At 38.8% G+C, this 22987-nt stretch carries 17 protein-coding genes and 1 riboswitch; of the genes, 4 read left to right on the top strand and 13 right to left on the bottom strand.

The features are described 5' to 3' along the window. Positions 1-52 precede the first annotated feature (52 nt). The 4 genes from deoC to fetB all read left to right on the top strand — a co-directional run bounded on the left by deoC (position 53) and on the right by fetB (position 3475). Positions 53-772 carry a deoxyribose-phosphate aldolase gene (gene deoC / locus RZN25_07870; GenBank protein ID MEQ6376735.1) on the top strand — a complete coding sequence of 240 codons (720 nt, stop codon included), beginning with the start codon at positions 53-55 and terminating at the stop codon, positions 770-772. A gap of 532 nt (positions 773-1304) precedes the next feature. Next, positions 1305-1505, top strand: a complete 201-nt coding sequence (locus RZN25_07865; GenBank protein ID MEQ6376734.1) for a helix-turn-helix transcriptional regulator — start codon at positions 1305-1307, stop codon at positions 1503-1505. Between the two features lie 507 nt (positions 1506-2012). Beyond that, on the top strand, positions 2013-2732 hold the full coding sequence (locus RZN25_07860) for a phosphate ABC transporter ATP-binding protein (GenBank protein ID MEQ6376733.1): 720 nt from the start codon (positions 2013-2015) through the stop codon (positions 2730-2732). Further along, complete coding sequence (gene fetB / locus RZN25_07855) at positions 2729-3475, top strand: iron export ABC transporter permease subunit FetB (GenBank protein MEQ6376732.1); 747 nt, start codon at positions 2729-2731, stop codon at positions 3473-3475. Before RZN25_07860 ends, fetB begins: the two co-directional genes overlap by 4 nt. Before the next feature lie 90 nt (positions 3476-3565). On the opposite strand, the gene hxlA is transcribed toward fetB, so the two are convergent. The 13 genes from hxlA to RZN25_07790 form a co-directional block, all read right to left on the bottom strand. Beyond that, on the bottom strand, positions 3566-4186 hold the full coding sequence (gene hxlA, locus RZN25_07850; protein MEQ6376731.1) for a 3-hexulose-6-phosphate synthase: 621 nt from the start codon (positions 4184-4186) through the stop codon (positions 3566-3568). Between the two features lie 11 nt (positions 4187-4197). Beyond that, positions 4198-5148 carry a sugar kinase gene (locus RZN25_07845; protein MEQ6376730.1) on the bottom strand — a complete coding sequence of 317 codons (951 nt, stop codon included), beginning with the start codon at positions 5146-5148 and terminating at the stop codon, positions 4198-4200. Positions 5149-5181: 33 nt separating this feature from the next. Continuing rightward, a complete protein-coding gene (gene rpiA / locus RZN25_07840; GenBank protein MEQ6376729.1) occupies positions 5182-5877 on the bottom strand; it encodes a ribose-5-phosphate isomerase RpiA in 696 nt (231 codons plus the stop codon). Between the two features lie 29 nt (positions 5878-5906). Next, a complete protein-coding gene (locus tag RZN25_07835; GenBank protein MEQ6376728.1) occupies positions 5907-7193 on the bottom strand; it encodes a TRAP transporter large permease in 1287 nt (428 codons plus the stop codon). Beyond that, the gene (locus RZN25_07830; GenBank protein ID MEQ6376727.1) at positions 7193-7678 is read right to left on the bottom strand and encodes a TRAP transporter small permease; all 486 of its coding nucleotides are present in this window, start codon (positions 7676-7678) and stop codon (positions 7193-7195) included. Before RZN25_07830 ends, RZN25_07835 begins: the two co-directional genes overlap by 1 nt. Before the next feature lie 532 nt (positions 7679-8210). Further along, positions 8211-9221 carry a TRAP transporter substrate-binding protein gene (locus tag RZN25_07825; GenBank protein ID MEQ6376726.1) on the bottom strand — a complete coding sequence of 337 codons (1011 nt, stop codon included), beginning with the start codon at positions 9219-9221 and terminating at the stop codon, positions 8211-8213. Between the two features lie 42 nt (positions 9222-9263). Further along, positions 9264-9893 (bottom strand): bifunctional 4-hydroxy-2-oxoglutarate aldolase/2-dehydro-3-deoxy-phosphogluconate aldolase, encoded by a 630-nt coding sequence (locus tag RZN25_07820; protein ID MEQ6376725.1) that lies wholly within the window; start codon positions 9891-9893, stop codon positions 9264-9266. A 10-nt stretch (positions 9894-9903) separates the two neighbouring features. Continuing rightward, on the bottom strand, positions 9904-10458 hold the full coding sequence (hxlB, locus tag RZN25_07815) for a 6-phospho-3-hexuloisomerase (protein ID MEQ6376724.1): 555 nt from the start codon (positions 10456-10458) through the stop codon (positions 9904-9906). A gap of 107 nt (positions 10459-10565) precedes the next feature. Continuing rightward, positions 10566-11570 carry a LacI family DNA-binding transcriptional regulator gene (locus tag RZN25_07810; protein ID MEQ6376723.1) on the bottom strand — a complete coding sequence of 335 codons (1005 nt, stop codon included), beginning with the start codon at positions 11568-11570 and terminating at the stop codon, positions 10566-10568. Positions 11571-11585: 15 nt separating this feature from the next. Continuing rightward, positions 11586-12350 (bottom strand): sugar phosphate isomerase/epimerase, encoded by a 765-nt coding sequence (locus tag RZN25_07805; protein ID MEQ6376722.1) that lies wholly within the window; start codon positions 12348-12350, stop codon positions 11586-11588. A gap of 731 nt (positions 12351-13081) precedes the next feature. After that, positions 13082-14893, bottom strand: coding sequence for an oligoendopeptidase F (gene pepF / locus RZN25_07800; GenBank protein ID MEQ6376721.1), 1812 nt, complete (start codon positions 14891-14893; stop codon positions 13082-13084). A gap of 365 nt (positions 14894-15258) precedes the next feature. Next, a complete protein-coding gene (locus tag RZN25_07795) occupies positions 15259-15681 on the bottom strand; it encodes a VanZ family protein (GenBank protein MEQ6376720.1) in 423 nt (140 codons plus the stop codon). An 846-nt stretch (positions 15682-16527) separates the two neighbouring features. Beyond that, positions 16528-22266 carry a CehA/McbA family metallohydrolase gene (locus tag RZN25_07790; GenBank protein MEQ6376719.1) on the bottom strand — a complete coding sequence of 1913 codons (5739 nt, stop codon included), beginning with the start codon at positions 22264-22266 and terminating at the stop codon, positions 16528-16530. Between the two features lie 682 nt (positions 22267-22948). Next, positions 22949-22987: riboswitch (cyclic di-GMP riboswitch) on the top strand. This riboswitch is flagged as partial in the annotation.

The raw sequence follows: 22987 nt of genomic DNA, 5'->3' as shown, positions 1-22987 counted from the left end.
AGTGATGGCTAAAATCTCCAATAGTGATGAAAGCAGTAGCTCAGTTGCCACTATGGAGAAAAAGGCTTCTACCAATACAAATTTGAATCATCAAGTGATAACAGGACCTCAAATTGCCCGTATGATTGATCATACTTTACTAAAACCAGATACCACCGATCAACAAATCATCCAGCTTTGTGAAGAGGCCAAACAATATAATTTCGCAACAGTATGTGTGAATCCTTACTGGGTTTCTACAGCTGCAAAAGAGCTAAAAGGTAGCAATGTGGGGATTACAACCGTTGTCGGCTTTCCTTTAGGTTCTACCAGTACCTTTAACAAAATTTCAGAAGCTCGCGATGCTATTGCTGCTGGAGCAACAGAAATTGATATGGTTATCAATATCGGGGCCCTTAAGTCGGGAGATTATGAAGCTGTTAAAAAGGATATTGAAGGCGTCGTTTTAGCCTGCCGAGATCAAACGATTGTAAAAGTAATTATCGAAACAGGCTATCTAAATGATGAAGAAAAGAAAAAAGCATGTATGCTTTCTAAAATGGCAGGTGCTGATTTCGTTAAAACTTCTACAGGATTTGGCCCAGGCCATGCAACTCCTGAGGATATCTCCCTTATGCGCGCTACGGTTGGGCCGGAAATGGGTGTGAAAGCCTCTGCAGGAGTTCGTGATTTAGATACTGCACGTAAATTGGTCGCCGCAGGAGCTACCCGAATCGGAGCAAGTTCTAGCATCGCGATAATCAAAGGTGAAAAAACAAGCGGAAGTTATTAATATTTTAGAAAAACTCGGCTTATCGTTAAAGGGATTCTCAAAAGCGTATTTTGCTTTCATAGAATCCCTTATACTCTGGAGTGCAAACCCTAATGGCGAAAGCCTTAGTTTTACTTATGCGGTACTACTCCCATGAAAAATTTTTCATCCTTGTTGGTGAAGCCTGCTTCCTGGTTGGCTGCCCGTTCATGTGGGATAAAGGAAACACGATGAACGTGGGCTCGAAGGATACGAGTCCTAGACAAATTCTCTAAAGCTACTTAGAGTTTCTTCGCAGAAGTAAGTGATTTTCTTGTTTCGAAGGGCGCTTCCGCTTTTCTAACACTATCAAAATTTATAAGTTGTTAAAACTCCGAAGACTATTCGTATGTGTCAAGTTTTTTCGCTGAAGCTAGACAGATTTTACACTTTCCTATCCTTTAAGAATAAGCTGATCTATGTGTGTTAGATCGGCTTTTTACTATTGTAAAACGTTGAAATTTTCTGTATAATTTAATGTGTAAAGGAAACGCTTACATAAGGAGATGAGGTATTGAGTGAACTACATAAACAAATCACCTATGCAAGAGAAAATCGTGGCCTAAGCCAAAAGGATCTCGCTGAAAGACTTGGTTTTTCTGAAGAATTCATTTCCAATTTAGAACACGGAAAGGTTGACCCACCTGTATCAGTATTAGTTAAGGTAACAGATGTTTTAAATTGGAGTTTTAACATTGGTAATGTATCTATTTAAGTCATGCTAAATAAGTTAAGATTGATAGTGCTCTTTTATAATAGAGCACTTTTTTGTTTACACTATTATACACTTACTAAGTTTCTTTAAGCGTTTTGGACTAATTAACCCTCTATACTATGTTTACCTCTATTAATCATTATCAATATAATATTCTAAACTGTTCTACAATCGGAATATCAATCCGTCCTTTTAAATATAGGAGGACACCTAATTTCTCTTGCTTTATATCGAGTGGTCCAGGTGCACCAACGCCAATACCTTTTATTTCGTCTTAGAAAACTTGGCATTCGCCAAGCCATTGTGGCGAATGCCTTAGTTGCACTTATGCAGATAGGAAAGTTTTATACTTTCCTATCTGTCATTGTAAAACCATTGGTCTTGCATTAAAATTTTAATAGTATGTATGATTTAATCAATGAATGGCGGACAATACCAACAGAAAAAGTTGTGTGTCGTGTTGGTGAGAACCGTCCCTACTAGCACGTTCTACGAGGAGAATACGAAATGAGTGAACTCATTACATTTGATCATGTTTCCTATTCAGATGGAGACACAGAGATTTTGAAGGATATCAAAGGGTCGATTCCTGAAGGAAAAATTACAACTTTGGTAGGACCTTCCGGGGCAGGAAAAACCACCGTGTTTAGATTATGTAACGCATTGATCTCCCCTACTTCCGGCGAAATTTTTATAAAAGGAAGAAATATTGATAGCTATGACCCAGTTGATTTAAGACGAAGAGTGGGACTAGCTTTGCAGAACGCTACAATGATCAGTGGCAACGTATGGAAGAACTTGGCCCTCCCCCTGACTTTACAAGGGAAAAAGTTGCCCGAGGATGAAGCCAAAAAACTTTTGACTCTGGTAGGACTTGAAGAGAAATTTTTGAACCATGACGTGAAGGACTTGTCCGGTGGCCAGCGTCAAAAGGTTTCCATTGCAAGAACATTAGTCAACAAGCCTGAGGTACTTCTACTTGATGAGATCACATCTTCTCTCGACAGAGTTTCCCAGCAAGATATTGAAGAATTAATTGTAAAAATTAATCATGATCACGGTACAACCATAGCTTGGATCACCCATAACCTTGATCAGGCCAGATCAATTGGAGATTACACGTGGGTGATGATGAATGGAGAGTTAATAGAAACAGGGGAAAGCGATCTGCTGGAGCATCCTAAAAATGAAAAAGTGCAGCGCTTTGTGAGGGGGGATATAGAATGAGTTATCTGGCTTTAGCTTTGTCGCTTATATTTATCCTGATTCCCCTTCTTTTATCGAAAACATTAAACCTCGGATTAGAAAAAGATACCATTGTTGCAGCGGTTCGTTCGATTATCCAATTATTTGTCGTTGGGTATATTCTGAAGTTCGTATTTTCATCCGAGCATTACATTTTTATTATCCTCATGGTCATGTTGATGATCGGTGCTGCAACACAGAATGCTAGTAAAAAAGGGGCTTCTATTAAAGGGATCACCTGGAAACTTATCGTTACTTTTGTTTTTGTAGAGGTTTTAACTCAAGGAATTTTAATTGGAATGAACATTACACCACCAACTGCACAATACGTCATTCCAATTAGTGGGATGGTCGTGGGAAATTCAATGGTGCTTGCCATCCTATTTTTGAACCGCTTCACTGCTGAGATTGAAGGACGGCACGATGAAACGGAGCTAATTTTGTCTCTTGGAGGAACGCCAAAACAAGCAATCCATATATCATTGATCACCTCCATAAAAGCAAGTACAATTCCAACTATCGAAAGTCAAAAAACGATTGGCCTCGTACAACTGCCAGGAATGATGAGTGGCCAAATCATCGCAGGGGCCGACCCAGTTCAAGCCGTCCAATTCCAGCTACTCATCCTATTCCTGCTCCTGACAACAGCCGTTATCACCAGCAGCATGCTAGGATTCCTATCCTACCCAACCCTCTTCAACCAACGAATGCAGATGGTGAAGTGACGTGTTGGTGTTGGTGTTGGTAGGGACGGTTCTTAGCAACACAGTGGTCCGACCACTGTGTTGGTGGGAACCGTCCCCACCAGCACACTCCTATCTTAGCAGTTGTTTCATTTGTTGGGCTGTTTTTTTGGGGGTTTGTGATTTGGTAATGGTGCTTCCTACAATAATTGTGTTAGGTTTTTCTGTTATGATGTTTGGTAAGGTTTCTAGGTTGATTCCGCCTGCTACGGTGACTTCGAAATCGTAGCCCTTCACCAAGTTAAATAGCTCTGTATGGAAGCTGTCTCCACCCTGTTGTTTGTCTTTTCCCACATGTAAACTAACAAGCTTTACACCTAGCTCATGTAATTGAGCTATTCGATCTGTGGAATGGACTTCCAATAAATCTATCATAACCTGTTTTTCGTACTCCAGAGCCACTTTTAATGTATCTGTAATCGTCGCATCAGAAGAAAAAGCCATCACTGTAATAATATCTGCTCCCGCTTCGAAAGCCTGTTTAGCTTCATGAGCACCGGCATCACAAGTTTTCATATCAGCAAGAATCTTTTTATCAGGATAAAGTAGACGCATTTCCCGGACAATGGACATCCCATACTCTTTAATGACACCGGTCCCGATCTCAATAATATCTATAAATTCAAAGGTTTCATCAACAATTTGTATACACTTTTCTTTAGTTAAACGGTCTAAAGCAAGCTGTAAGTTCAAAAAAACACCTTCTATCTTTCAATTCTCTCAGTTTCGCCAAGTTGACTTTGAACATCCTCATAATAAGGGAGCCCTTCATTGTCACCCTTCACACTTACTACCATGGAACCAATCGTATTTGCAAATTCTAGGGTTTTTTCTAAAGACCAATTATTTAAAATCCCATAAATAATTCCTGAGTTAAATCCGTCTCCTGCGCCAACTGTATCCACTACCTTAGAAGCTTTAACAGGCGGAGCCTCTACATATTGCCCATTAAAATATCCAACAGAGCCTTTTTCTCCCTGTTTAATAGCAATATAAGAGATGTCCATCTCCTTTATTGCCTCCACAATCTTTTGAGGATCTTTTTCTCCAATAATAATATCCATTTCCTCATCCCCTGCAAGCAAAATATCTACATGGGGTAGAATTTTCAACAGGCACTCCCTTGCTTCTGATTTACTCCACATCCGAAGTCGGATATTAGGATCAAAGGATATTTTTAAGTTATATTTTTTTGCTAATGAAATAGCACGTTCTATAATTTCCATATTTTTAGGGTTAATAGCAGGAAAAATACCAGTCAAATGTAATATCTTGGCATTTTTAAAATATTCCTCATCTAAATCATCGGGTGTCATGGACAACACAGGTGATTTATCTCGATAGAAAAAGGTACGGACACTTCCGTCTTCCATAATTTCTTTAAAATTCACAGAGGTTGGATATCCATTTACAAGTTTTACTTGTGAAATATCAATTCCTTCTCCTCGCGCAAAGGTTTGAATATACTTACCAAACTCGTCATTCCCTAGTCTGCTGATATAACCCGCCTTGAGACCTAGTCGTGCACAGCCAATGGCCAGATTAAGCTCAGCACCACCAACTTTTTTTTCAAAGTTATTTACAAACTTCATTGGGCCAGTGGAACCTGGATTAAAAGCAATCATGGCTTCGCCTATAGTAATGACATCATTCATTTCCATTCCTCCTAAATCAGCCTGTCATGTTGCCTACTTTTCAGCAGTTGGAGTTAATTTGGTGATGTGCTCTCCATTACCAGCTATAACTAAATCAGCCATATTCACAAACAATCCCGTCTCAACCACTCCAACTATTAACTTCAATTCCTCGTGTAAGCTTTTTGGATCAGTAATTTTATTGAACGTACAATCCAAAATATAATTTCCGTTATCTGACATAAAAATATCGTTTTCTTTTTTTCGCAAGGTTATCTCACAGCCCAACCGAGCAATTTGCTTTTGTGTAATATTCCAACCAAATGGCAAAATTTCAACAGGGAGAGCAAATGATCCCAAATGATCTACAAGCTTTGAATGATCTACTATTATGATCAGATGCTCTGCCATAGCATCAACGATTTTTTCTCTAACAAGGGAGCCTCCCCCACCTTTTAAGAGATGTAAATGTTGATCCACCTCATCAGCTCCATCAATAGCAAGGTCAATTTTTTTAATTTTTGAAAAATCCGTAAGAGGAATACCTAGTTCATTTGCAAGTCGTTCTGTTTTTAAGGAAGTAGGTATTCCTACAATATCTAATCCTTCACTATGAATACGTTCAGCTAGCTTTCTCAACATGCAATTCACCGTTGACCCGGAGCCAAGTCCGATGGTCATACCATCACGAATATATCCAACTGCTTCTTCGGCAGCTATTTTCTTATTTTTATCCTTATCATTTAGCATTGAAATAGCTCCTTATTTCTTAAGTCCATTTAGAATAAGTTAGGATTAATCATCTTCGGAATATAAAAAGCTATATCAGGGAAGAAGGCAATAAAGATGAGCACGATTAAAACAATCGTAATGTAAGGAATAACTGATTTAAACGAACGTTCAATGGACAGGTCCCCAATTTTGGCTGCAAGTAATAGACAGAGCCCATAAGGTGGGGTAACTAGTCCAATGGCTAATGTAATTATCACGATTAGACCTAGGTGAACAGGATCAATACCAAATTGAAGTGCTGTTGGTAAAATAACTGGTACGAACAGAATCATCGCTGGAATCGCGTCCATAAAGGTACCAATGAACAAGAAGAATCCAATTAAAATAATAATGAAGATCGTTTTAGATCCAATATTATTAGCAAAAAATTCTTGTGCAACTGTTCCTAATTGATAATAACTCATCAATTCTCCTAAAGCACTCGCCGTAGCTAATGCAAAGAGGGATAAAGAACTTAATGCCAGTGTATCAAGCAATATCTTAGGTAAATCCTTCAATTTCAATGTTTTATAGAAAAACATACTGATTAATAAAGTATATAAAGAGGCAATAGCAGCCGCTTCAGTTGCTGTAAATAAACCAGAGATAATTCCCCCGATAATAATGACTACCGTCAATAAGGCAGGCAGGGTTTCCAATAAAAGCTTAAGAAACTTAGTAAACTCTGTTCGAGCAGATTTTGGATAATTTCTTTTGACTGCTAAAATATACGTAAAGAGCATCATGCCGAACCCAATTAATACTCCAGGCACAATTCCTCCAAGAAAAAGACTACCAACGGAAGCATTCGCAATCCCAGCAAAAATAATCATAGGAATACTTGGCGGGATGATAACCCCTATCGTAGATGACGCTGCTGTAACCCCTACAGCCGTTCCTTTGTCGTATCCATTTTTAATCATGCTTGGAATTAAAATTTTTCCAACTCCAGCAGTATCAGCTTGAGAAGCCCCGGATACTCCAGCGAACATCATAGACACTAGAATATTGGCATGTGCTAAACCACCACGGATAGGTCCTACGATAGCAAGCGCAAGCTGGATCATTTTTTCTGAAATTTTTCCGGAGTTCATTAAATTGGCAGCTAAGATGAATAACGGAACCGCTAATAAAACGAACGAATCTAGACCGTTTAGCATTTTCATTGGAACTGTCATTTCAGGAATGTACTCGATATTAATAATCCCTAGTAAAGCGACAATGCCAATGACAAATGCGATCGGAACCCCAATAAATAGTAAAATAATAAACAAACCTACTAGAATGAATCCCATTATTCACTTACCTCCCTTGCTTTTAAAGTCTTTACATGCTCAATTAAATGTGAGATTAAATAAATAATCATGGTACCTGCCATAATCGGCAGGGAAATCCATACGTAACCCATTTTCATGGAAGGTAGTGCTGTCCAATTATAATTCCAGAATCTTTGTACTACCTGAAGACTATAAATAAAAATAGCAATATTGAATGCAACTAGAATGGAATCAATCACTAGATTCAATATAACTCGCTTTTTCCCACTCAACTTTTTTTGCAAAAGATCGAAAGTGAAATGCTCCTTACGATTTACCATAACAGCAGCACCCATAAAGATGGCCCAAATAAATGAATAGTTGGCAAGCTCTTCTGTCCATATAACAGATACGCCAATTTTACGAGTAACGATTTGAATCAAAATTGCAGCGAAGAATATAGTTAAAAAGATTCCCCCTACAATTAATTGGATTTTTTCTAGTGTGCGAATAAATCGGTTCATGATGTCCCTCCTTATAAAGTGAAACTTCAATCAGTGGGGGTTTTCCACTGATTGTTAGTACCCAAGGGCATGACCTAAAGGCCCTTGAACCAATCGGACATTTACTGGCAGGTTATCCTCCACTCACGCTTTTCGTTTCTCTTAAGATTTGAGGTGGGGGTATTACTGACCGTTAATGCAGGATAACTAAAAAGAGTGTAAAACTTTAAAAGGATATTTAATCCAGAATCAAAAGATCAACTTTTTCAAGCTTTTAAATTAGAAAAGCGCAAGCGCCCTTGATCATCGACGTAAGGCGGTGAGGCCCACAGGATGTGGGTCACGTAGGCGTTGCCACACGATGTGGCGGTTTTAGCCTACGATCCTCCGAGATAAAGGAAACACGGTTCACGAAGTGAATCGATGTTGACTTATCGATGGAGAGGAGGGAACCGACTCTAGTCGATAGGGCGCTGGAGCTAGACAAATTTTATACTTTATCTTTTTAGAAAGGACACATTACGTGTCCTTTCTGTATTTTTCCTTATTGTTGTTATTCCATATCTCTGATCTTTTGAAGGATTTCAGTAACTCCCATTTCTTCTGCTGCCTTATCTTGTAGTGGCTTAGCAATATCAATAAATGGTTGTCTATCAATCTCGTTTACTTCTCCACCTTCATCAAGTAGCTTTTGCTTGTACTCATCTTCTTGTGAATAAAGAGCTTCTCTCTCTGTCTTTACAGATTCTTCAGCTGCCTTCAAGATGATTTCTTTTTGCTCATCAGTGTAAGCATCAAACTTTTTACCATTTACCAATAATAATCTTGTTGTATAGTCATGGCCAGTTTCAGTGGTGTATTTACCATTTTTAGTTGTGTGATGATTTTGTTGAACAAAGTATGGATATGCATTTTCAGCAGAATCTACTACACCTTGTTGTAAAGCTTGATATAATTCTCCCCATGCTACAGAAGTTGGTACGGCACCAGTTTGCTTCCAGAAGTCCGCAACAACACCAGATGTTTGCGTTCTAATAGTCATACCTTTTAAATCATCCATGCTCGCAAGTGGCTTTTTACCATAGTAATGTCTAACACCAGCTGACCAGTATCCAACAATCTTAAAGTCGTTATTTGATTTGTCGTTAATGAGCTCAGCTACAGTTTCTCCAACTTCTCCATCTACAACTTCTTCCCAGTGATCATAGCTAGTAAATAGATAAGGTAGTGCAAACAAATCTACTTCTTTAACACCTGTTTGTGTCATAAATCCTGGTGATACAAGAACTACGTCAGCTCCACCTGTTTGAAGCTTTTCAACAAGCTCTGATTCTTCTGTTCCAATCGTTCCAGCGTGTACTTCTACTTCAATTGCACCATCAGATTCTGCTTCAGCTACTTCTTTAAACTTAAGCAATCCTTCATGGTATGGATTTTCAGTTGAAGTTTGGTTGTGGGCTGCGATTAATTTAATCGTTTCTCCTCCTGCAGTTTCATTTTCGTTACCACAAGCTGCTAGAAAAATCAAAGTTACAAGTGCTAACAATATTGTAAACTTTTTCATTCTTAAACTCTCCCCTTTTAATAGAATTAAATTTTTAAAACATTACTCCCCTAATTGTTTGACAAACTGACTAGCTACCAAAGTTAAATCTTGATAGTCTTCTACGGATTGAAGCTTGGCTACATTCACTAGATTGCTTCCAATTCCTACAGCCTTACAACCATTAACTAAATAGTCATTCATATTGTCTAATCTAATTCCACCAGTTGCCATGATTGGAATTTGTGGCAATGGACCATGAATATTCTTAATATATGGAGGTCCAAATGCATTAGCAGGAAACACCTTGACCATACCCGCTCCATGCTCATAGGCTGTCAAAATTTCCGTTGGAGTGAGAGCCCCACTAATATTCAAAATCCCATACCTATTGGACATTTTGATTGTCTCCGTGTTCAGCGTTGGTGAAACGATATACTCAGCACCTGCCAATATGGCAGTTATTGCTGTTTCTGGATCTAAAATGGTACCAGCACCAATAGTAATTTTTCCTTTAAAATCAGCTATGGCTCTTTCTATTAACTTAGCAAACTGTGGTGTCTCAGCTGTTATTTCAACAGCTTTCACGCCACCATCATGAAGCGCTTTCAAAATCGGTAAAATATTTTCCTCGTTTGCATTTCTAATAATCGCTACAACTTTATGTTCACTGATCATATCAATAAGCGCCATTTCAATTCCCCTATTCCAAGTTAGCGTGTTGTTTGTTTAGACTTGAATCATCTTTTCTATCTTGCTTTTTTAAAAGATAGACAACAACTGCATCTAATAATAAGTGCGCTGACTGATCAAACTGACTACCAAGTGGCTGAATCGTATTTGGTTCATTCGCCAATCTTTTTTTAGTTGCAGCTGGAATGAAGACATTACAAATGCTTAGTTCACCAATTGGTGAATTTTCATTAGTTGTTACTAAAGCGACCTTTGCTCCAATACTCTTTGCCTGATCTGCATAACATTTCAAAGTTCTTGTACTGCCTGATCCTGAGATAACCAGCAAAAGATCGTCACTTTCAATACTTGGTGTTATAGTCTCCCCAACAACAAATACTTGATATCCAATATGCATCAAACGCATGGCAATCATCTTGCCAACTAAACCAGAGCGACCGGTTCCTGCCATAAATATTCGTTGGGCCTTATCAAGTTCACCCGCCAATTGTTCGGTTTGTTCTGGGTTCACCCTTTGTAAAACCTCTCGAACTTCACTGGCTATTGCCTCAATTTCATTCCTCATTCAATCACCTCTAAACAACTTTTGAATCTTATAAACCGGTTTAGTAAACCGGTCTAGTAAGAGTATAAAATAATTGAAAGCGTTTTACAAGTTTTTTTTGTTTTTTTTTAATTGATTTTTAGAGTAGAATCTCTGATGATCAACTCCGTAGGAAATGTTTTTACTTCCATTTTGATTTCCTCTTTATTAATCTGTCTCAACAATAAATCCGCAGCCTGTCTTCCCATTGCATAAGCAGCTTGAGCAACTGTTGTTACAGGAGGATCTAATAAATGCGCAAACGGGATATTATCAAATACGGCTAACGCGATAGATTTTCCAATTTCTAGATTGCGTTCTTTCGCAAATTGAAGCACTTCAAGAAAAACAATATCACTTCCAGCAAAAATGGCAGTAGGAGGCTCTTCTGAATCAAATAATCGATTCAAATCCTTTTTTATTTCTTCCACAGTCGAGCTAATCATATATTGAGGGTTTACCTCGATCCCGTTTTTTATGAGGGCTTTCTTATATCCCTCATGTCTTTCCACTCGTGGAGAAATAATAAGGGGTTCCGTAGCAATGGCAATCTTCGTGTGGCCATGATCAATGATGTGTTGAATAACAGATTCTGTTCCTTCAATGTTATTAGACACAACAAATGGAGCTTTGATGCCTGGCACTTTTCGGTCCATAAAAACAACTGGGTATTTTTCTTTGACCATAGCTTCATAGAGATCCACATTTTTACCAGTAGGCAAAATAATAAGTCCATCCACCTGCTTTGCTCTTAACATTTCAATATACTTTTTTTCCTTCACAGGATCATTATCTGCATTACAAACAATGGCATGTATATCATGCTTGTAGAAAAAATCTTCAATGGAACGACTAACTTCTGTCGAGAGTCTGTGCATAATATTAGCGACTATAATTCCAACAGTAGAAGTTCTTTTTTGCTTAAGACTCCTCGCAAGATAATTGGGCTGATAATTCAACTCCTGAATAGCTTCTTTTATTCTTTTTCTAGTATCTTCACTCATGTATTCATAGCGCTTATTTAAATATTGAGAGACAGTGCTTTTAGAAACACCAGCTTCTTGTGCAACATCTGCCATAGTCGCTTTTTCCATAAAATCAACCCTTTATCAAAGTATTTTTCCTGATGATTCCAGATCTAATTGTACCAAATTTACATACTTTTGGATGTCCTCAAGAGCAATAGGGAACTCCAAAGCTCTTTCAAGGTTGGAAGGGAATTGATGTAAAATATGAGCCCATTCCATATCCATGTCATAATCTAAAGGTACTGTTATGAGTCCATCCTGAGGGATGACCTTCTTAAGGTGAATATAACCTACATATTCACTCAAGCATGAAAGGGCAAACGGGATATTTTGGTCAGTAAAATACCAGTTCCCAATATCAAAGGTCATTTTTACTGGAATATGAAGTTTGCTGCATTCTTCGAAAAATAAACGGAGATTTTCAACATTTCCCCCATATATGGTTTGGTCATTTTCAACAAACCATTGAATGCCATTATTGAAACTTAAAAATTTCTTTAATTCTGATAAGCTTGATTTCTCTTTATGATAGTGACCGAGAGGAACCTTTACCCAATTTGCCCTTAAAACTTGAGCTTCCTTACATACGGTCTCTAACTTTTCTTTGTTTAACATCCCATTCTCATTCCAAAGCTCAATTGGTACGGAATAAACGGTAAACAAATTGTATTTCATAATCTCATTTCGAATTTCTTCAAGTTTATAGTCTTGATTTAAAAATAGCTCTCTCCTGATTTCTATTCCAAATGCTCCTGACTGAGCAATGAATTTCACAAACCAAGCCTGTCCTTTATCCAATACTAAATTAGAATCAAAAGCATTTAATGGGATGATTACTTTACTCAAAGTAAACCCACCCTCTCCTATTATAGTAAACTAACCTTTTCGTCGTTTGTCGTAATCGTTTGTAGCCGTAATCATCATCCTGATTGACAATGTCCATCGACATAAACCGGTTTAGTACTCAAAGTATATTACTTTTGAAAGCGCTTTTCAACATTGAATTCCATTCATGTTGGCCTATTGGCGGGGCGTGTTGGTGGGCGTGTTGGTGGGGCGTGTTGGTGGGGCGTGTTGGTGGGGACGGTTCTCACCAACACAGTGGTCCTACCAATTTGTTATCAAGAAGCGCCCTGTCCCCCACGGTAATGGTGAGCAACCTTCTTATTTATGTATAGTTCCAAAATAACTAAAATAATCCCCGACCAGATCTGCTTCGCAGATTAGCCGGGGATAGTGAAACTTCAATCAGTGGCCGTCCACCACTGATTGTTAGCACCCAAGGGCTGACCTAAAGGCCCTTGAACCAATCGGACATATACGGGACCTTTACGGGCAACCAATCATGAAACAAGCTTCACCAACAAGGATGAAAAATTTATTTTCATGGCAGTTTATCCCCCACCTACTCTTTTCGTTTCACTTAAGGCTTGAGGTGGGGGTACTACTGTCCGTTCATCCGGGATAAAGATTTTTCGGGCCGTGCCTGTCACCACCCGAAAAATAACAGTCATCGTAACAAGTGTGTTGGTGAGAACCGTCCCTATCAGCACGCCACACTAACAAAAAAACGTGAGCTATTTGTAGCTTTCGATCAGTTCATCCACTAGTTTTCCAACATGTGCGACGGCTTGGCTGATGGCGTCTGGTTTGGACATGTCGACCCCGGCTTTTTTGATAAGATCAAGTGGTCTTAATGTTCCACCTGCTTTCAATACCTCAAGCCAACGGTCAACAGCAGGCTTGCCTTCTTCTAATATGTTTTGAGAAACGAGAGTAGAAACCGTTAATCCAGCGGAATACGTATAAGGATAGAGTCCCATGTAGTAGTGAGGCTGGCGCATCCAAGTCAGACTCACACCCTCATCAATTTCCACAGTATCTCCCCAAAACTCCCTCAAGATTGAGCCCTTCAAGCCCGATAATACATTGGCTGTCAAAGGTTCCCCAGACTCAGCTAAGGAATAAACTCTTCGTTGTAGCTCCCCCTCAAGCAAATGGGTCACAAAGTTATGATAGTACGTCCCGAGCTGCTGCAAAATAACCCATCGTTTCGTACGAGCATCTTTCGTATTAGAAAACAAATAGTTTCCAAGAAGCATTTCGTTCATAGTAGATGGTGCCTCAATAAAGTAAAGAGAGGGTCTTGTATTCGTTAACCGTTGATTTTCCGCAGCTAAATAGAAATGTCCAGCATGCCCCAATTCATGGGCTAAAGTAAAAGCACCATGCATGGAATTCGACCACGTCATGAGAATATAGGGATGAACTCCATAAGGACTACTACAAAAAGCCCCCGTCGATTTTCCAACATTATCCGAATAATCTACCCAACGTTCTTCCATCGCCCTTTTCACCATATTACTGTATTCCGGACCCATAATTTGCAAGGAATCTAGTATGGTTTCACAGGCCTCTCCATAGGAAGTTTCCAGTTTAAATTCCGGATCAAGCGGAGCCTTTAAATCACAAAACATAACTTTATCTAACCCTAAAACCTTTTTCTTTAATTCCGCGTATTTACGCATATGTGGGGCTAACTCTTTTTGAATGACATCGAGCTGATTATGGTACATTTCTTTCGTAACTTGTTGTGGTTGCAAAAGCATATCTGTCACAGAGTCAAACTTACGTAAACGAGAGGTTACAATTTCTTGATTCACCTGAGTCGCATAGGTAGCTGCCACTGTATTTTTGTATTGCTTCAAAGTGCTTACGAAAGAATCAAAAGCATTTCGTCGAGTTGTTGTGGATGGTTCAGCCACATATCCTTCTTCATACAAAGCGAATGAATTTGGAAGCCTATCCCCATTTTCATTTTCAAAAGAATCAAAAGACATGTCTGAAAGCTTGGCTCGATTATAGATAACGTAAGGCGCATTAAAAGTAGAACCTAAAGCAGCAAGCACTTCTTCCGTTTCTAACGAAAGTGCGTGAACTTTTTTCTCTTGTAATTCCGATATGTATTTGGCAAAAGGTTGAAGTTGCGGCTCTTCTGCTAAAAACTGTTTGACCGTTTCTTCTGGTAAACCAATAATCTCAGACTCCACGAACGAAAGTTTAGCACCAACAACAGATGCCACATCAGAGGCTCTGGACGCATCCCCTTGATTAACAGGGTCCGAACTATCTGCAGATTGCTTTAAACTCGCATAGGTAAGAAGGACAGTTAGTCGCTGCACCAACTTCTCATATGCATCTAGGCATTGAAGCATGGTCTGGCCAGACTCCCCAAGTTTCCCTTTAAATTTAGTGACATTCGTAGTCACTTCTTCGATCATCTTTAATTCCTTCTGCCACTCTTCCCGGCTTTGAAACAAATCACTTAAATCCCACATTTGTTGCTCCGGCACTTCTTGTCGTGTTAATCTCGTTTTCACAGTTCCCATCCAAAAACCTCCTTATAGTGCTGATAGTGCTGGTGGTGCGGTGGTGCGGTGGTGCTGGTGGGGACGGTTCTCACCAACACAGTGGTCCGACCAGCATGTTGCTCAGAACCGTCCCTACCAATATTGTATATGAATTAAGAAAATAGGAATAGTAAAGATATCTCACGAAAAGGAAGTGAATATCTTTGAATACAACATGCTTTTATTGCGAGGAAAACCTTCTTGATGACAAGTTTCACACTGTTCACTTTTTCACCAATAATGTCAAACCATTTGCCCCGAATGTTACAAGGATTGGCTTGAGGGAACCAAGGAGTAGAGTATAGTTCGTGGTTGTGTTGCTGAGAACCGGCCCTACCGACACGCTATCTTTTCTCTTGGGTAGGTTCATCAAATGTAACAAATGGTCTTTCATTTATGAACAATAAACCCAAAATCAACGGAATTAAGATAATACCGTATACCACAATACCCTTAGTAGCAAAATTACGTCTATTTCTAAAAACATATCCAATAAGCACCGCCACTCCCAATCCCATGCTTACACCCAACATATTGGCAACTACATCTAAAAACTCAGCACTCCTATTAGGCAGTAAGTACTGTCTATACTCTTCGAAAATCCCAAAAGTTACTAAGATCATCCATATGTATCCTACTCTTCTATTGGCTACATTCTTATCTGAAAAGGCTATCATCATCAAACCTATAATTAATGAAATTACTAAATAGCTAAACAAGTGCATCTGCTTATCCATTCCAAAAACAAGTTCATAATCCAGCTGCATTCTCATCACCCTCCATAAACAGCTTTTCCATTTATAGAGTCGGTTAATCTCACTCAAAGTTAGAAACATGGGCAAGCGCTTTCTTGTAGAGCACCCTCCGTCGTTTCCATATAGATTCTTTATCAAGGATTCCTGATCTTAGGTCATGTAACTGCTATATTTACTGTATGGGGTTCGGGTAGTATAGGACTTTATCTTGTTTAGCAGATTCGTCCTCCCCAATTCAGGCCTTATATATAGTTGCTGTTCGTCAGTTATAGAATTCTCCTCCGCCTTCCTTCAGATCCTTCCTCACGAGAGATACCCTTGCCATTAGCTAACAGTTCCTACCGTCAAGTATGCAGTGGGCTTTCACCACCAAGTTATCGCCGTTGCCTGCCACATAAGAAAAGCGCAAGCGCCCTCGATCATCGACGTAAGGCGGTGAGGCCCACAGGATGTGGGTCACGTAGGCGTTGCCACACGATGTGGCGGTTTTAGCCTACGATCCTCCGAGATATAGGAAACACGGTTCACGAGGGCTCGCAGGATGCGAGTCCGTTCGGTGTTGCAAATCATTTCGGTGGAACGAATAATCGCAGTCCAAACACGATGTTGCGTTTTTAACCGAACCTCCTTCATCGATGTTGACTTATCGAAGGAGAGGAGGGAACCGAATCTAGTCGATAGGGCGCTTGCGCAAGACAAATTTTTCTTTCTTATTCTTTCTTAGAAAACTTGGCATCCGTCAAGCCTTTGTGGCGAATGCCTTAGTTGCACTTATACAGATAGGAAAGTTTTATACTTTCCTATCTGTTAAAAAAAAGATGTAACCAAATTACATTTGGTTACATCTTTTGGTTGTTTTTAAGCATTTCTTCTTCTATTTACTAAAAGGACCCCAGATCCAGCTATAAGTAATAGCAACCCTACGGCAATCCAGTTATACATTGTCGTTGCTGTATCTGGAAGTTCTCCATTATCATTCCCATCAGAAGGATCTCCTATGGATGGGTCTGCTGCATCCCCATCTTCACCTTGTCCATCAGAAGTGTCTCCTGTTTCTGGGTCTGTTGCATCCCCATCTTCACCTTGTTCATCAGAAGTGTCTCCTGTTTCTGGGTCTGTTGCATCTCCATCTTCGCCTTGTTCATCAGAAGTGTCTCCTGTTTCTGGGTCTGTTGCATCTCCATCTTCGCCTTGTTCATCAGAAGTGTCTCCTGTTTCTGGGTCTGTTGCATCTCCATCTTTTTGTAATGATTCAAATACCGCATAAGTACTCAAATGAGTTAAATCAGCAGAGACAGCACCATTTTCTACAGTACCACCAATCTCTTCCCACTCTTCTGTAGTTGGGTTCCAATAGAAGACACTAAGTGGCTCATCCGTGGATTTGTCTGATTTAATTGTAAAGGTAACATTTAAAGGTTCATCAAAATCATTCATTAAGTTTTCTTGAACAATCTCAAAGTCATATACACTACTATAGGCGGTAGTAATATCCTCTAACTTTTCAATTATAATCGTTACTTCAGCGTCTCCATTAAAGGCAGAGCTTGGAATTAATAGGTTAACATCGCCTTTGTCTATGCTAACTGAAATATTTCTTTCTTTTAAACTTTCTATTTGACTTGCAGTTAAAGAAACATGGATTTCAGGAAGCCCCATATCGGCTCCAAGCGAAATATCAAGGACGCCTCCATCAGAAACTTCATCAATCGTTTCGTCAGTTATAGTTACCTCATTGTCCTCACTTGGCGTTTCACCTTGGTCTTCATCATCTACTTTTGTTCCTATTAACTCCTGTGTATTCCTTACACGGATTCGTTTACCGTCTGAGAATGTACCAGCAAGTCCTACGGCTTCAAGAGTATCTCCAGGGTTGAGGTCTGGAACTGGTCCACTTTGGTTAACAATATATCCATCTGTAAATACTAAAATATCTCCTGATCCATCATTAATGATATAAGAATTTTCATCATATTTAGATACCACAGACCCTGTAACCTTAACGAGCATACCTTGGTACCCATCTTCAGAAGCCTCACCAGTTGTTACTACTGTTGGTTCTTTTGGTTCACCTTCACCTAATTCGATAACATCCTTTTCGAAATCATCAAATTCAAGTTCGAGATTACCTTCGAAGTTTTTAATATGGCCATAGACACGAACACGGTCACCTAGCTCTAAGGAATCAGCTGGTACTTCTTTATAAGCCATAATTCCGCCTGTTTCATCTTCCACATAAAACGCATCAAAGAAAGTGTTAGAATCCGAAGTTACAACTCCTTCAACGACGACCTCTTCACCATCGGATAGGTCACGCGCCACATTAATATCTGTTAACGCTGTGCCACGATTAGCAAGCCAATTCACAACATTAACGGCAAACTCATCATTTCCTTTTTCTTCAAAACCTTCGTCGAGCTGTTTGTCATTAAATACATTCATACCAGAAACGAATACTTTACCCTCGCCTACTGTTTCAACTGCAATGGAAGGAATTTCAGAACCGCCCGCTTCAGTCGTATCATATTCAAAATAGCCGGTGTTGCCTCCATAATTCTGGTATGTTGTTTCATTCCCAAATGCAAGAACAGTAACCGTATCGCTGTTAGTTAATTTCTCGCCGCCAACTTTAAATAAACTTGCACCACTGTAATAATCTAAAAATTCAACACGGTCTGTAATGTAATTGTCAACAAGATCTGGATATAATCGAACAGCATGCTTCATGCTATTTGGATTACTCCAGAAGTTTCCATCTGCACTTACATCAAAGATTCCATCGTTATTAATTTGGATGGTTGAACCCATTTCTTCTAAAAGATCATTGTTTACAGTAGGATCATTATTATAGTTACTTGCATCAAGAACCATTAGTGATCCACCGTTTTTAACAAAATTACTTACTGCCGTATTTTCTGCAGCTGTAAGATCTTCCCCTGGGTGAGTCAGCATTAGAATCTCTACATCAGCCAACAATTCATCTGTTAATGTTTCCGTATTTTCTACGACTGTGTAAGCTTCACCTGAAATAAGGGACATGAATGCACCTAGATTATCTGAATATGATCCAGTATCAGTGGAAGTATTCATGTTCTTATGGGACGCATCGACCATCACAGTAATTCCTAATGGTTCTTTTACTTCAAGCATTTTTTCAAAACGATTATCGGTAGTGGCATCACCCTCAATATTTTCAATAACCGCAATGATGTTGTGATTTCCAGCGACAGGTAATTCCCAAGTAACGCTTGCAGTCTCAGCAACATTAGACGGAAGTGAATCAATTGCAGTCGTTCCAATTTTATGCTCTTCATCTTCTTTGTCATAGTAGAAAGTTACATCTAAATTGCTCACATCGCCTGTACCTAAGTTGGTAATACCTGCTTCTAACGTTAAGGGATTACCTGCAATGGCGGCATCTCCAACAAGACCAATTCCATTTATTTTCAAATCATATGGAACTGCTTTAGACCAGATTGGAGACGAGTACATTTGCTCGCCATCTTTTTGCGTAACTTTTACAACAAACCACTGTTGACCAGTTACTTCTACAGTTGGATTCCATGCAAAATCCTTTGTCATTGGAGAAATGGAATCTACAACTCGGGTTCCATTAGTGATTAACTCTACTTTTTCAATTCTATCATCTGATACATATTCACCGGGTAGATATGCATAATCATTTGATTCAGATTCATTAACATTATCTTGCCCTGAAATATCAAAGTTCAATGTTTGGCTATCAATGGTGGACCCCATATATCGACCGTTTGCTTTTACATCCATTGTGAAGTTAGGATCTTCCGTCATGTAAACACGCAAATGGCGCATAGAGTTCAACAAGGAATCTTGAGTTAAATTATCTGAAACGATGACAGTACGCTTCAAAGTTTCTCCCCATGTTGCATCATGGTTATCTTCACCATAGGTTGGTGCAATTTTCCACCCTAGATCAAGTGCGTTTAACCATATATCTTCTGCATTAAAATATTCGTAGTGCCCTGAACCATTTCCAACTTCAAGCATCGTGAATAGTTGGTCAACTTCTTTGTCGTATGGCATGAAGTTGTTAAATGCTCCATCTGGCCAGCTTGGATGATTGAACTGCGCTACAGCACTATCATATTTTAATACCCATCCATAATATTGAAGTAAATCCTGATATCGTCCGTTATCCATTTTACGATCGATAAAGTTTTCTGTACCGAATACATTTGAGTGACCCCACTCTGTAGATGTCATTTCAAATGCAGGGAATACAACAAATTCACCATTTACTGTTCTTTCATCAGCAAGTCGTTTGGTTAGTTCCCACTCTTCTCCTCCTGTACGTTCTGGCATACCGTTTTTATCAACAGTATCTTGATCAGCCAATTCAGGATCAATATCATGAGAATGGTCTGAGAAAGCAAACCAATCATAGTTGTTTGACATAGCAGCATCCAAAGCCTCTTGTGGAGAACCATCTCCATCATGGGAAATTTCTGTATGGTTGTGTGTCGTTCCTTTATAATGGTTTCCACCTTGGAAAGCTTCTACGACCTCAAAAGTCCATGATTTTGAATTAGAGTTGCCTTTTGAATCTGCTGCAGTTACTTCAACAGTGTGGTGAACTAATGCTAAATCTGTTGTTGGAGTATATAAAACAAAACCGCTGTTAACACTTGCTTCAGATGTTACATCAGTTCCATCAATGGTCATAACAAAAGTGGACAAATCTATTCCGCTTTCATCAAACATACTGAATGAGATATCTGGTGTACGATCTTCAACCTGTGTAGATTGAGCAGGGACCGTATTCTCAAAGATTGGTCCTGTTGTATCTTCTACTACACTTACTTGATGTGGATTAGCTGCGTCACCGGAAGTTTCTGTTTGATCACCATTCACAGCTTCAATATAGTATTGGAAACCCTCCTGAGGAACTTCGTTAGCTGGTAAGGTAACCTCATAGGTTCTCTCTTCATTTTGTGTCATTGTTTTTTCTGTATAGTTGCTATCATTTAACGGAGCAATGAATAAGGATACAGATAAAACATCACTAACATCTGCAGTAAAAGTGATGTCGTTTCCTTTGTATACTTCAAGTAACGGAGTATGATCAACAACTACCCGAACAACATCAGCAATGTCTGACTGTTCACGCGGGAAGATTTGATAACCATCTGTATAGGGAGAGCTAGAATCGTACTGCGAAACAATTCCCGTTACAGAAATGTAATCTCCAGCTTCGTAATCTGCAAATGAAACTTGTCCATTTCCATTACGAACGGTAAAATTATTTCCTTCTTCATCAATTAAAGTTGAATTTGTACCAATTGTTGTAAGTTCTCCTTCAACTTTAACAAGTGAACCCTCTAAATGTTCAACAACATGGAAATCCTCTAGTTCAGCAATAGACTTTTCCACTGGTTCTGGTAGAGCATTTCCTGAATCAACAACAGTGACGTCATCTGCAGAATCCGGCACAAGCTCTGCAAGACCATTGTATTGGTCTAGTGTACCTGTTACACGAACACGGTCACCAGCATTTATATCTAAATCTAAATCGCTAAACTTAAAAATGTTAATTCCCGCTGTTTCATCTTGAATGTAGAAATCGGTACGGCTTGAAAGAACACCTTGATCAACAGTTGCATTTCCTTCAATAGTTACAAGGTCACCTTCCCTTTCTAGATTACCATCAGCATCTGTTGCTCTAACTGACTCAATCGTAACTATTTCTGGTACTCCTGGTTCTGTAGCTTCTTTAATTGTATAGTCGAATGTTGCAATAGGGCTATCATCTAAACCCTCTTTGACAGCAATTGCTTTAATCGTTATAGCATCTGTAATTTCTATTGGTACAGTATACACTGTACTTTCGACTGTTGGAGTTGTTCCATCATTCGTATAATAAATGGTTGTTCCTTCTGTAGAAGTTGATAATTCTACTGATGTCCCGGCAAAAACTTCCCCTGAAACAGAGGCATTCACAGGCGACACTTGAGTTTCTGCAATCCCTGCATACTCATGTGTTCCAAGATGAGAAAACGTATCCTTAGGAAAGCTTGCCCATTCTTGTATTTCATCAAAGTCATCAGAACCATCAGGATCACCTGATGAAATAGATGCATTTCGAACCAAAGTTTTATCTTTGAGTAAATCTGTATCATTCCCAATCTGCCCAATCACATCAATGATAGTACTGTCTTTTTTTAGTACAACAGCGTCATTACCATTAAAATTAATAGAACCAGTTGTCCTGTTAGCAACATCTAGAATAATAGAATTCGCACTAGTATGTGAGGCGACAAAGACATTATCATTTGGTAACGTACCACTTAAAGAAATACTTCTAGAAGCTTCGACAGCTCCATTTGTATATATCTCAATAGTATATATACTTAAATCCACCTCTGAACCTGTCCCATTGTATATCTCTACTGCTTTGTTATAACTACCTCCCTCTATATATTCAGAGAAAAATAGATCACTAGCATTAGTAGAATCAGATGCTGCCTGCGTTGAAATTGGTCCCACATAGCTAAAATTAGTGGCCAACAACATAAACACAAGTAAAACTTGAATCCACTTGTTCCTTCTAAGCTTGTACAAATATATAACCTCCCAATTTTTCTGATACATAATCATACTATTAGCATTGCAGAATCACCTAAGCCATCCTGTGAATGTCAGCTTTAGCAGATTCAGGTATCATTGTGCTTGGTGCGACTGTTCCTATAACCATTAGAAAAGCCAAAGATCCATTTAAAGTTTTCATACTATTTTCAAGCCTTTTTATTCCTCCTTCTCTTTTTCTATTAAATTATTAATAACTAACACTCTAATAGAAACCATTTTTAGTTTAGCAATGGTTTATTAACTAGAATTAAAGATAATGTTAATTTAAATTTGTGAATCTATGTCATTACTCCCATCAAAATTTACATAAAATTAACTATTTTACAGACACATCAAAATGAGACAAAGTTTTGTATGTAAAATGATAAAGCGAAAAAAAATTTCAGGAGACTTTATAAAAAATAATTACAGCATTTACGATTGCACCCAGCATCTATCGGATTTTCACACTCTCTTCACCATTATCAAAACACTTTTATCTGAATATTCTTAAATGCTTAAATTTTTAAAATATTAAATAAGTCATAGCGGGCCTTGCTAAATTATGATAGAATATGTCTAAATAAAGGGTATTTTATCCTTTTTTGTAGAAAAACCTACAAAAAATGTAGTTCGAAAGGAGGGTTACAATAATATTGTTCAAGTAAATAAACGTATTCGCAAAAGGCAAACTTATTGAAAAATAAGGACGCAA

The organism is Bacillaceae bacterium S4-13-56 (assembly GCA_040191315.1).
In the GTDB taxonomy this organism is placed as follows: Bacteria; Bacillota; Bacilli; order Bacillales; family JAWJLM01; genus JAWJLM01.
This window is presented reverse-complemented; position numbering and strand designations above follow the sequence as displayed.

Coding starts and splice junctions, on each gene's coding strand:
- deoC (MEQ6376735.1), top strand. CDS start 53: ATGGAGAAAAAGGCTTCTACCAATACAAATTTGAATCATCAAGTGATA.
- RZN25_07860 (MEQ6376733.1), top strand. CDS start 2,013: ATGAGTGAACTCATTACATTTGATCATGTTTCCTATTCAGATGGAGAC.
- fetB (MEQ6376732.1), top strand. CDS start 2,729: ATGAGTTATCTGGCTTTAGCTTTGTCGCTTATATTTATCCTGATTCCC.
- RZN25_07845 (MEQ6376730.1), bottom strand. CDS start 5,148: ATGAATGATGTCATTACTATAGGCGAAGCCATGATTGCTTTTAATCCA.
- rpiA (MEQ6376729.1), bottom strand. CDS start 5,877: ATGCTAAATGATAAGGATAAAAATAAGAAAATAGCTGCCGAAGAAGCA.
- RZN25_07835 (MEQ6376728.1), bottom strand. CDS start 7,193: ATGGGATTCATTCTAGTAGGTTTGTTTATTATTTTACTATTTATTGGG.
- RZN25_07830 (MEQ6376727.1), bottom strand. CDS start 7,678: ATGAACCGATTTATTCGCACACTAGAAAAAATCCAATTAATTGTAGGG.
- RZN25_07825 (MEQ6376726.1), bottom strand. CDS start 9,221: ATGAAAAAGTTTACAATATTGTTAGCACTTGTAACTTTGATTTTTCTA.
- RZN25_07820 (MEQ6376725.1), bottom strand. CDS start 9,893: ATGGCGCTTATTGATATGATCAGTGAACATAAAGTTGTAGCGATTATT.
- hxlB (MEQ6376724.1), bottom strand. CDS start 10,458: ATGAGGAATGAAATTGAGGCAATAGCCAGTGAAGTTCGAGAGGTTTTA.
- RZN25_07810 (MEQ6376723.1), bottom strand. CDS start 11,570: ATGGAAAAAGCGACTATGGCAGATGTTGCACAAGAAGCTGGTGTTTCT.
- pepF (MEQ6376721.1), bottom strand. CDS start 14,893: ATGGGAACTGTGAAAACGAGATTAACACGACAAGAAGTGCCGGAGCAA.
- RZN25_07795 (MEQ6376720.1), bottom strand. CDS start 15,681: ATGCAGCTGGATTATGAACTTGTTTTTGGAATGGATAAGCAGATGCAC.